Origin of the sequence: Streptomyces sp. NPDC058671 (assembly GCF_042716475.1) — a bacterium.
In the GTDB taxonomy this organism is placed as follows: domain Bacteria; phylum Actinomycetota; class Actinomycetes; order Streptomycetales; family Streptomycetaceae; genus Streptomyces.
The window spans coordinates 1-6,790 of sequence record NZ_JBHXSA010000057.1 but is presented as its reverse complement, the minus strand read 5'-3'; the positions used below and the strand labels follow the sequence as shown (position 1 = coordinate 6,790).

At 68.6% G+C, this 6,790-nt stretch carries 4 protein-coding genes; all 4 read left to right on the top strand.

Annotated features, from left to right (window positions below; genetic code table 11):
- Positions 1-1,135 precede the first annotated feature (1,135 nt).
- The 4 genes from ACFWV2_RS32920 to ACFWV2_RS32905 all read left to right on the top strand — a co-directional run bounded on the left by ACFWV2_RS32920 (position 1,136) and on the right by ACFWV2_RS32905 (position 6,519).
- On the top strand, positions 1,136-2,347 hold the full coding sequence (locus ACFWV2_RS32920; protein ID WP_384411065.1) for an ice-binding family protein: 1,212 nt from the start codon (positions 1,136-1,138) through the stop codon (positions 2,345-2,347).
- A gap of 2,025 nt (positions 2,348-4,372) precedes the next feature.
- On the top strand, positions 4,373-5,725 hold the full coding sequence (locus ACFWV2_RS32915; protein ID WP_384411062.1) for a PP2C family protein-serine/threonine phosphatase: 1,353 nt from the start codon (positions 4,373-4,375) through the stop codon (positions 5,723-5,725).
- Complete coding sequence (locus ACFWV2_RS32910; RefSeq protein WP_384411059.1) at positions 5,722-6,093, top strand: STAS domain-containing protein; 372 nt, start codon at positions 5,722-5,724, stop codon at positions 6,091-6,093. The genes ACFWV2_RS32915 and ACFWV2_RS32910 overlap by 4 nt, the downstream gene beginning before the upstream one ends.
- Before the next feature lie 111 nt (positions 6,094-6,204).
- Positions 6,205-6,519: a hypothetical protein gene (locus tag ACFWV2_RS32905; RefSeq protein ID WP_384411056.1), complete on the top strand. Its 315-nt coding sequence runs from the start codon at positions 6,205-6,207 to the stop codon at positions 6,517-6,519.
- The last annotated feature ends 271 nt before the right edge of the window (positions 6,520-6,790 follow it).

Genomic DNA, 6,790 nt, shown 5'->3' with positions numbered 1-6,790 from the left:
CGCAACCACTGGAAACACCCCACTCCCCCGGCACCCGTGACCGCCCGGAAAAACCCAGTCCCGGTGGCGCCCGCCCGGACCGCCGGACGGGCGCCACCGCCGTTCCGCAGCCGTCCGAAAGTCCCGCCCAGTCACTCATCACGGTGGACCCGCCCGCGACGTCCCCAGACCGCGCCCCCGCTGCTGCAGCGTGAACCCCATGCACCCCCGCCCCACGCTCCTCACCGCCCTCGCCGCGCTCCTCACCACCGGATGCGTGGCAGTCCCCCACGCCCCCACCCCCGACGCTCCACCCCGGCCCGCCGCGCTCCCGACCGCCCGCCGGCCCCGCTCCCGACACGGACGTGGGCCGAGCCCATCCCGGCCGCACCCCGCGAATCCCTGGCCGCCACCGACCCCCGGCCCACCCCGCCGAAAGCCGTCCCCGCGCCAGCCGCCGCGCGACCGGCCGTACGGCCCGCCCCCCCTACGGCCCGCCCGCCGGACCACGCCGACGACCAGGCGGCCCATAGCCGCGAAGAGCACGAAGAAAACGACGAAGACCACTCCGCGCACGGCCACCAAGCCCCGGCAGACCACGAAGAAGAAGGTCCCCGCGCCGCGTCGGCAGCCGACGTGTAGCGGTCGGACAGGTCGCTGAGACCCGGCCGGCGGTCTCGTGATCCGCGGCCTCTCGCCCTTCTAGACAGCAAGGTCGTAGCTCATGCCCGGAGGCTCTCAGCCGCGCTGAGAGCCACCGGCGCGTTCAACAGCACGCCTCACGACCAAAGGAAACGAGGTCTAAATAATATCGCCACGCCCGTATGCGGTGAGCTCGTGAGATCACCTGGTTGGCGGCACTTTTCCAGAGAGGGTTGAGTTTGATGTATGGACAGGGGGCGCTATTGGCTCATCTGGAGTAACACGGCCTGTGCGGTTGGGGGCATGGCAGGCGGCAATTGGAATGAATTTGCAGATTATCATCACGCTTCACCGTTTGTTGAATTTCCCATTACCCCCCTCTCTGTCCTTGGTTATTGCTGGTGCGGGAATGTCCCTGCGTAATATGCAGCAGTGATATAAGGAAGTTTTCCCGAGCGATCGGTAGGGCCCGGGAAATCACGCCACGCCCCTCCCTCACAGGAATGACCTCTCGATGAAGCAACAGTTCCCTCAAGCGGCTCGGCGCCGTACTTTGTCCGGCTGTCTGGTCTCGGCTCTCGCCGCAACGGTTGCCGCCGTAATGGTCGCTGTGACGCCGACACAGGCGCTGGCCATTGCGACCCCCGTCCCTCTGGGCACCGCCGCCAGTTTCTCCGTTCTGGCAGGTTCGGAGGTCACCAACACCGGGCCCTCCGTGATCGACCACGACCTTGGGGTGCACCCGGGCACAGCCATCAGCGGTTTTCCCCCCGGCATCGTGCTCGGCGAGGTGCATTCTGCGGACGCTGTCGCCCAACAGGCCAAGTCCGATCTGGTCGTGGCGTACAACAACGCGGCCGGCCAGGCCACGGACTTCGCGCTTCCGGCGGGCATCGGCAACGGCGACACGCTGCTTCCGGGCGTCCACACCGCTGTCTCCGGTGTCGGACTCACCGGCGATCTGATTCTGGACGCCGGGGGAAACCCCAACGCCGTCTGGGTGTTCCAGATTCCCGAAGCCCTGACGACAGCGTCCTCCAGCCGGGTGCTCCTGACGAACGGAGCTTCGGCGTGCAACGTGTACTGGCAGATCGGAAGTTCGGCCACCCTCGGCACCGACTCCACCTTCGTCGGCACGATCATGGCCCTCACCTCGATCAGCGTGACCACGGGGGCGAACATTGAGGGCCGTGCACTGGCCCGCAACGGCGCCGTGACGCTCGACACCAACAGGATCTTCCTCGGCGGATGCGCGACCACCACCGGTGGAACGACGACCGGCACGACCACCGGAACCACCACGGGCACGACCACCGGAACCACCACGGGCACGACCACCGGAACCACCACGGGCACGACCACCGGAACCACCACGGGCACGACCACTGGTGGAACCTCGGGGAGCATCTCCGGCAACACCGTCGGGATCACGCAGGGCAGCACCTCGGGGAACGTTGCGGGCAACACTGCCGGGAACACCACCAGCGGGAACACTGTGGGCAACACCGCCGGGAACACCACCGGCGGACACGGTGACAATCCTGGCAAGCCGGACTACCCCGACAAGCCCGGCTGGCCTGGCCACCACGACAAGCCGGGCGGCCCCGGCCACCACGACAAGCCGGGCCACGGCCATGACGGAGGGCCCGACAAGCCCGGCCACGGTGAGCAGCACGACGTCTACAGCTACGGCTACGGCGACAAGCCCGTAAGCCACCAAGGCTAATCCAGGGCTAACCTCACCGTTTCGGTTGCGGTGCGGCTGAGCGTTAGAGTAGAAACGCAAAAGTGCCTTCCTGAACTGGGACGATGGACCTTGGCTAGGGGTTCTGTCGTCACCAGAGGAAGGCACTTTCCGCGTGAAGGACATTCGGTTCGCGGCCCCGGCTTGTGGTGGCCACTACTGAGATTTTCAGAGTGGGGTCGGCAGGTTGATGGCCAGTCTTGCGGCGGTGAGACAGCCGTCGATGAGACGGGGCCGGAGTCGGATCCTGCGTAACTCGCTGCGGAGCTTGCGGTCAAGGTCGTCGGGTGTGGTGAAAGCGGTGTTGGCCATTGCTCTGCGCACGTGTGACCAGCGGCCTCGACGGGATTCAGGTCGGGTGCGTACGGCGGAAGCCGGACGGTGGTGAGCCAGTCGTGTTCGGCCTCGTACCGCTTCAGCCCCGCGGCCAGATGGGTGTTGAGAGGGCACGGCTCCCCTAGTCTCCGCGAACCGGCGATACCGGGACACCCCCGTTGACGCCCACCTCATCCGGGTATGCCCGCACGATGCCGTCCAGCGGGGGAGAGGTCCCCTGGCCCACCGTGCGCGTTCAGTCATTCGGGCTCATCCTGGAACCCGGGCCGTGAAGCCCACAGACCGTCCTGCTGGGAGGTTCTGTGATTCTGCTCAGCCTGCTTCTACCTGCTGCGATGGTGGTTTTCCTCTTCGCCTCGGACGCGCTCGAAAACCTTCTCTTCCCATGCCCCCAGAGCCCGGATGCTCTCATCCCTGCGAGTGACCGCGACGCCCCCATGCTCTGACGGCTGGCTGAAGCTTTCAGCCCCCAGACCGGTGTACCCGCTGAGCCCTGAGCAAAGCGCGGCGGTTCTGCGCGAGCGCTGCCTGGGCTTCTTCTTCGGATCCCCGCACCTTGCCACGTCTTGGACGGGGTGACCTGGCAGTCAACGGGGAGCTGCCCGTTGACGCGGACTACCCGGCGCGCGTCGACCGGGACAGGACCGTGCCGGACTGCGCCCCTTGGGCTGGTCGCCGGGCGCCGGCCTGACCCGCACAGGCAGTGGCCCGAGCCCGACCAGCTGTAGGACCCCGACTTCGTCCAGCGGTACCAGCCCCTCGCGCGGCGCCTGCGTACGGCGCTGGACGCCCGTCCCGCCGGCAGGAGCTGGCCCCGGGAGGGCTGGCCCGCGCCGCAGCGCGTGGGGATGCCTTCCGAGGTTCTCGGTCCTCTTGACCGAGGGGACCAGCGCGCGGGACGGTCATCGCGCAACTATGCGCAACCGACTCGACGCGGGAGCACGCGATGACGTTACGGTTCGTCGGGATCGACCCGAACACCGGAGGCGAGGGCTACTGGTTCGCCTCGGCGGCTTCGGCCTCGACCTGACCTGGCGCGTCGAGTGCGACGAGATCGTCGATCCTCGCTGTGTCGAGATGGAGAGACGGTCCGCCGACGCCGGCATGGACACGTTGACCTTGTTGTCGCTGACGATCCCCCTTCCTCCAGTGGAATGACGCCGAAGCACGTGGGTTCGCCGCGGACAAGCTGGTGCTCGTCCTGACCGAGTTCGACAGTTCCTCCGGGGACGTCAGGGCCGTTGACGAGCGCGTACTCAGCGAACTTCGCCACCACTACCTGGGTGCCGAGGATCTCTATCTGAACGGGGCACTTCACTCCGGACGGAGCCATAGGCGGATCGCGGCCACAGTGACTGTCCCGTGGAAGACGTACGCCCGTGCGCGGTCGTCCACCAGCCTGCCGGGGCACGCGGATCTCTTCCAGGACGGGAACGGCTCTAGCCGAGCCCACTCTTCATCCGAAAGACCTCCCCGCCCCATGTCCCACGGAACGAGTTCCCAGCAGGAGCGTCACACGACCCATCGGACAGCCCCTAGGCTGCGACAGTCGTTGGCCACCAAGGCTGGCGCGGCAAGGAAAGGCAATCGATGCCGCAAGCGCGACACGCGACCGGCCCCTCGGGCACGCCAGGCCGGCGGACGCTCAGTGCGGTACAAGAAGCGGCCCGGATGGACGCGGTGCGCCGCTACAACATCCTCGACACCCCGCCCGACGGCGCGTTCGACCGTGTTGCGGCGATGGCGGCCCGCCTGTTCACGGTGCCGGTGGCGAGCGTGACGATCGTGGACGAGGACCGGATCTGGTTCAAGGCCGCATACGGCCTGGAAGGCGTCAGCGAGATCGACCGGGAGCCGGGCCTGTGCGGTTCGGCGATCCTCTCCGACGAAACCCTGGTGATCCCGGACACACTCACCGACCCCGTCGCCTTCAACAACGGCCTGGTCACCGGGCCGATGGCGGTCCGTTTCTACGCCGCCGCCCCGATCACCACCCGTGACGGACACCGGCTGGGCACCGTCAACATCCTCGACACCAAGCCCCGCCTGATCACCGAGGACGACACCGCCACCCTCGCGGACCTGGCCGCGATCGTGCTCGACGAGCTGGAGATGCGCCTGGCCGCCTTGAACGCCCTGCGCACCGAGCAGGAGCGGCGCATCGAACAGGAGGAAGCCCGCGAGCGCGCGGAACGCGACACGGCCGCCATCCAGGCGTTCGCCTCCACCCTCCAGCGCACCCTGCTGCCGCCCGCACTGCCGGTAGTGCCGGGCCTGGAAATGGCCTGCCACTACGCCACCGCCTCCCCGCAGAACGTGGGCGGCGACTTCTACGACGTCTTCCCCCTCGACGGCGACAGGTGGGCGTTCTTCCTCGGAGACGTGTGCGGCAAAGGCCCCGAAGCCGCCGCCCTGACCTCCCTGACCCGCTACACCCTGCGCGCCGCCGCCCTGATCAACCCCGACCCCGAGAAAGTCCTCACCTCCCTGAACACGGCGCTGCTCCTCGACCCCGCCGTCGGCACCCGGTTCTGCACCGCCGTCTTCGGCGTCCTCGAACCACACGAGGACGAAGGGGTCACCATCACGGTGGCCACCGGCGGGCACCCCCCGGCCTACCACCTGCGCGGCCAGGGGACAGTCGAAGCGGTGCACCCCAAGGGCGGCATGCTCATCGGCGCCCTCGCCGGCGCACACTTCGCCTCCCACAGCATCCACCTCGCCCCAGGCGAAGGACTGCTCCTCTACACGGACGGGCTGACCGAGGTCCGCACCCTGGGAGGAGACATGATCGGAGAAGAGGGCCTGACCCGCTTCCTCGCCGCGCGCACCGGGCCCGTCAGCGCGGCGGCGGTCATAGGCGACACCGTCGACCTCCTCGACGCCACGCCCCACGGGGCAGGTGACGACGTCGCCCTGCTGGCCCTGTCCGTCCCCCTTGCCGACGCCGCGGACGGCCTCACCGCGACGGCCACCGCCCACACCATCGCCCCCGCCGGCGAGACGCCGGAGAGACGCCCGTGACCGACTTCCGCCTCACCGCACAGCACACCGACGGCGACCTCGCCCTGGCCCACGTCGCCGGGGAACTCGACATCGACACCGCCCCCCACCTCCGCACCCAGGCACTGGCCCTGATCGAACAAGGCCACCGGCACCTGATCCTGGACCTCGCAGCCGTCACCTTCTGCGACTCCTCCGGCTTCAACGCCCTGATCGGCATCCTCCGCTGCGCCAAGGCCGCCGACGGCACCCTGGTCCTCGCCGCCGTCCCCGACCGGCTGACACGCCTGCTGGACCTCACCGGCCTCAGCACCCTGCTGCCCGCCCACCCCACCGCCGCCCACGCCCTCGTCGCGCACACCCGCAGCCCAGACACGGCCACCGCGTAATCCCCCTGCGGTGTCCGCCCATCCGAACGGCAGATCCGTGACCACACGTGGGTCCTGAAGCCCGACGACCGTTCCGTCGCGGCGCAGGCCGCCGCCGACCTGGACGCCATCGTGGGCACCCTGGACTCCCAGGATGCGCTGTCCGAGGTCGAGCGGTTGGAACACCTGCGGGAGGCACTCGCCGCGGTGGCCATCGCTCTCGCCCACGTCCACGGGCGCCTGGCCTGGTTCCTCGGCGCAGCGGCCACCGCCCTCACACCCGTCCTGCACTGGCGCGCTCTGCCCGCTGATCACGGTCCTACCTTCGGCGCCGTCCTGCCGACCCTCGAGGAGTACGCGGAAGCCGAAGACGCGGTCCGCCGGCTTCACAGGACCCTCGCGAGCATCGCCACCACTGGTCACATCCGACTCCCACGGGATCCGTGATCGCCCGGGCAAGACGTAGTCGGCGGGATCCGTGATCGCCCGGGCAAGACATAGTCGGTCGGGTCCGGGCGGGGGCGTACGTCCGCGTAGACCCGCGCCCTGCGAGACCCAGTCGCGGCGAGGCGGGGGGCCGTCTTTACGTGACGTTTAATCGTCCGTTTCGGGGTAGTCGCCTGCTGTGGGACGCGTCGATCTTGGCGTGATCTCGACCCTTGGAGCGCATTGTGTGCTTCGCGCAACGGATTGGACACCTGTCATGAGCACTGCGAAC

Bases quoted from the DNA above. Each gene is read 5' to 3' on its own strand.
- ACFWV2_RS32920 (WP_384411065.1), top strand. From the start codon at position 1,136: ATGAAGCAACAGTTCCCTCAAGCGGCTCGGCGCCGTACTTTGTCCGGC.
- ACFWV2_RS32915 (WP_384411062.1), top strand. From the start codon at position 4,373: ATGGACGCGGTGCGCCGCTACAACATCCTCGACACCCCGCCCGACGGC.